This window comes from Micromonospora sp. NPDC051296 (genome assembly GCF_040682255.1).
Classification (GTDB): Bacteria; Actinomycetota; Actinomycetes; order Mycobacteriales; family Micromonosporaceae; genus Micromonospora; species Micromonospora craterilacus.
The window spans coordinates 1-3,967 of the sequence record NZ_JBFBAO010000504.1 but is presented as its reverse complement, the minus strand read 5'-3'; the positions used below and the strand labels follow the sequence as shown (position 1 = coordinate 3,967).

General features: G+C 67.3%; 5 protein-coding genes. 4 read left to right on the top strand and 1 reads right to left on the bottom strand.

Annotated features, from left to right (window positions below):
• Positions 1 to 98: 98 nt before the first annotated feature.
• A complete protein-coding gene (locus tag AB0M52_RS31845; protein WP_363961376.1) occupies positions 99 to 551 on the top strand; it encodes a hypothetical protein in 453 nt (150 codons plus the stop codon).
• Between the two features lie 633 nt (positions 552 to 1,184).
• Positions 1,185 to 1,481: a hypothetical protein gene (locus tag AB0M52_RS31840; RefSeq protein WP_363961374.1), complete on the top strand. Its 297-nt coding sequence runs from the start codon at positions 1,185 to 1,187 to the stop codon at positions 1,479 to 1,481.
• A 35-nt stretch (positions 1,482 to 1,516) separates the two neighbouring features.
• Here AB0M52_RS31840 and AB0M52_RS31835 read toward each other — a convergent pair whose 3' ends face one another.
• Complete coding sequence (locus AB0M52_RS31835) at positions 1,517 to 1,687, bottom strand: hypothetical protein (protein ID WP_363961372.1); 171 nt, start codon at positions 1,685 to 1,687, stop codon at positions 1,517 to 1,519.
• A gap of 617 nt (positions 1,688 to 2,304) precedes the next feature.
• Here AB0M52_RS31835 and AB0M52_RS31830 point away from each other — a divergent pair.
• Both AB0M52_RS31830 and AB0M52_RS31825 read left to right on the top strand, forming a co-directional pair.
• On the top strand, positions 2,305 to 3,693 hold the full coding sequence (locus AB0M52_RS31830) for an IS1380 family transposase (protein ID WP_363961370.1): 1,389 nt from the start codon (positions 2,305 to 2,307) through the stop codon (positions 3,691 to 3,693).
• An 89-nt stretch (positions 3,694 to 3,782) separates the two neighbouring features.
• Positions 3,783 to 3,967: hypothetical protein (locus AB0M52_RS31825; protein WP_363961368.1), on the top strand; the 185-nt coding region annotated here is incomplete at its 3' end.

Sequence of the window (3,967 nt, the reverse complement as noted above, 5' to 3'; positions counted from 1 at the left end):
GGGCTGCCGATTCAAGGTTCTTTCAACGTTCCTCCATTCACGATTGCGCATGGTGGGTGCATCGTTCGAACGGACTTGGCAATACGAGGAGGTAGGAGATGACCAACCGACTGATCCGCCGTGCCACCGTCTTCGTCGTTGCGGCCGTCCTCGGGGGCGGCGTGGCCGTCGCCGCCGCGTCGCCAGCCCAAGCGGCTGGCTGCTACTACGGCACCGCCAGCGTCGCGAGCCCGAGCGGCGGGACAGGCGCCACTGCGGCGGCACGCCTCTGCATCAACAGCTACGGCGTCGCCTGGCTCGACACGAACACCAACAACTACATTAAGGATCAAAAAGCTGACGGGTACGCCGCCCGCGCGTACATCTACTGGTCGCAGCAGTACACCAATGCAATCGCCGTCGACGACACCAGCACCGCCGGGGGCGCCAGCCTGCACTGGGAGTCCAACGCCGGCACCCAGTACCGCTGGACAGAGGTCTGGGTCTGTCTGGGCTACGCGCGGCCTCAGGACAACACGAACCGCTGCGCCGTGGTCGTCTACGGCACCTGAGTCAGCCAATGCCGGGCGGTAGGCCTTTGGCCGCCCGCCCGGTCGGCTGCTGTTCGCAATCCACCATCCCGGAGTCGTCCGGCCCGATGTACCGCTCGAGCCAGTACCCCGCCAGCGGTGGAACACTGCCCCGCACTGGGTCGTCTCGCACCAGATCGCCCACAAACCGCTGGTGACCGAGGAGCAGTTCGTCGTGGTCCAGGCGATCCTCGAGGAGCGAACGACTATGGCTAATCGACAGCTTATTAGCGGATTAAATCCACCATAACCGGCACCCGAATGCCGGCGGGCGCCGATACTCTTCACCGCGCGGAGGACCGGGGTCCGATGGACTCTGCACCGGGCCGCCCCAGGCAGCGAACCGCCGAAGGCAACGACCCCGGCCCTCCGTCCAAACCTTGGTCCGGGACACGGCCCGGTGCCGGGCACCGCAAGATTCCCCGACAACAGGCGGCGCCCGACGTATACCGGATCCGCTTCGCGGCGCACGCCTTGCGCCTGCGCGGCTTCGCGCCTGCGGCAACCGCGTAACCGCAGGCCTCGAGCGCGAGCCCGACGACCATCACTCTGTCGATGCCGCCGGCGATGTCGGACAGTCCTCCGGAGTCCCGTCGGGTGGCATGATCGGCAGCGATGAGTAGCGATGCGGATTCCGCCTCCGTTCTGGATAAGGCACGTCGGCATCACCGGTCGAAGGTGAACGACGTGCTTCGTCGTCCTGGCATGTACGGGCGGAACGAGATTGCTGAGCGGCTTCTGCTGGAGGCGATGGCTGCCGTGGACGGCAGCCTGACGCCGTGGCAGGCAGAATTCGACCTGCTACGCGACCGTGGTGCCTTCACCGCGACGGATGTCATCGTTCTGCCGGTAGGGGCGGTGCGGGACGCCACGGCGTCGGTATATGCCGAAATCGCTCATCGTTTCGGCTGACTCGATCTTGACCGGGCCTTGACGGCGGCGGAGTTTCACCAGCTAAGCACCGGCATCAGCGGGTGGGTCACGCAGGACCGGACGCTGTCGGAGGTCATCGAGACGTTCGGCCCGCCGTGCGCGACGATCAGCCGGTGCAGCGTTTCGACAGCGTTGGCTGTGACCTGGTGGCGGGCACCGCCGTCCGGGCGACGGTCATGAGCCATGAGCGTTGGGGGGTCATGGCCGAGGTCATCGGATATGAAACGGTGGGCGCGTCGGTTGACGCCGGCGTCATCGACAGCCCGTCGGGCTCACATCAGCCGGTATCACCCGCCCGTCTGGATACGCCTCACGATGCGTGCCGCGGACCTGCGTGAGTTCAGCTGGCCATGCGGATGCTGCGGCCAGCTCACGATCCTCAGCCCTGGCGGCGACGACGTCACCGTCGATGTGCGCAGCAGTGAGGGACCGGGATGTGCGTCGTTCGCCGCGCACCGGTCCTGTCTGGCCGACCGCCTCAACCCGGACTTCAACGGCGACCGGGCACGGGTTAACGCCGACGCGACTAACCGCCGCCCCAGCGATCGGAAACCAATCGCCCTGATAACGGCACCCACCGTCGGATGCACCCTCACAGACGCACGAGTCATGCGCACGTACATGCCGCCGTCCGTGCAGGGAACCGATCAAGGGTCGATCACCGCGTGTAGCTGGTCACTGAGCCTCGATCCACCGACGAACGCTGAGATGACGGAGCCCCGGAGACGGAAAGTGCCCTCTGAGCTGGAAGGATAGGAGTTGCGAAGCTTCTATTCCGCCGGTTCGAGAGGGCACCTCGCAGGTGAGATTACGCCATGACGCGCCCGTGGTGCGCGCGACGTTCGATGATCCGAATCTGGTGTCGTGTGCCGGTCTGCTCCCGGTGATGCGTTTGGCCGAGCAGGCCGGTCTGCACGACGCGGTCGCCGACCGGGTACGGCTACCGACGGACAAGGGGGCCAACGCGGCGGGCAAGGTCGCCACGGTCGTGGCCGGGATGCTGGCCGGGGCCGACAGCATCGACGACCTCGACGTGGCCCGCCACGGCGGCATGCGCAAACTGTTCACCGACGTGTACGCGCCCTCGACACTCGGGTCGTTCCTGCGCACCTTCACCCACGGACATGTGCGGCAGTTGCAGGCCGCCGCCCGTGATGCGCTGATCGGGCTCGCCGGCCGAGCGCCGATCCTGACCGGCGCCGACACGCTGTGCTTTGTGGATATCGACTCGATGCTGCGCCGGGTCTACGGCAAGCAGAAGCAGGGCATCGGGTTCGGCCACGCCAAGATCGGCGGCTACAACGTCTGGCTGCGCGGCTACAACCCCCTCGTGGCGACGCTGTCCACTCCGCTGTCCGCACCGGTGATCGCCGCCACCCGGCTGCGCAGCGGTAATGCCGGCTCCGCGCGTGGTGCGGCGAGCATGATCGCCGAAGCTATCGGCACCGCCCGCGCCTGCGGCGCTGCGGGCGAAATCGTGGTCCGGGCCGACTCGGCGTTCTACGCCAAGACCGTCGTCACCACGTGCCGGCGCCGCCGCGTGCGGTTCTCAGTCACCACCCGCATCGACGCGAAAATCCGGACCGCCTGCGAGAACATCACCGCAGATCAGTGGATCGACATCAAGTACCCGAAGGCCGTCTGGGACGAAGACCAGCAACGGTGGATCTCCGACGCCCAGATCGCCGAGACCACGTATACCGCGTTCGCCGGGACCCGCCACGCCGTGACCGCCCGGCTGATCGTGCGCCGGATCCGCCGCGACGACCCGGCCCAGGTCCGCGGCCAGCAGGAACTGCTCCCCGAATACCGGTATCACACGGTGTTCACCGACAGCCCCTACACCCTCGTGCAGGCCGAGGCGCAGCACCGGGCACATGCGATCATCGAGCAGGTCAACGCGGACCTGATCGCAGGCCCTCTGGCGCACCTGCCCTCCGGCCGGTTCAACGCGAACGACGCCTGGCTGGCCTGCGCCGCGATCGCCCACAACCTCACCCGCGCCGCCGGGCACCTCGCCGCCGGCACCTGGTCGACCGCCCGGCCCGCCACCATCCGGACCCGCATCATCACCATCGCCGGTCGGCTCGCGCACCGAGCCCGCACCGTCCACCTGCACCTACCCGAACACTGGCCCTGGCAGACAGGGTTCGACAACCTGTTCACCACCGTCCAGACCACACCCGGCTGACCACACCCACCAGCAGAACCGGGCGGCCCGACCACAGGCCACAACCCCCACCCCACCCCGAGCCATCACAACCGGAGCAAACCGACCACATGATCAGCGGTCTCCGCACACCCGCCGAAAAACTCAATACCGCAACGGTCAACCGGCAATCGACGCCAACCTGCATCGGTGGATCAAGGCTTAGCCGTAGAAAGCGCGGCAAAGCGTTCGCCGCGGTGGAGTCGGTCGATGAGGTCGAGCACGGCCCGTTGTCCGCCGTGTGCGTCGACCCACC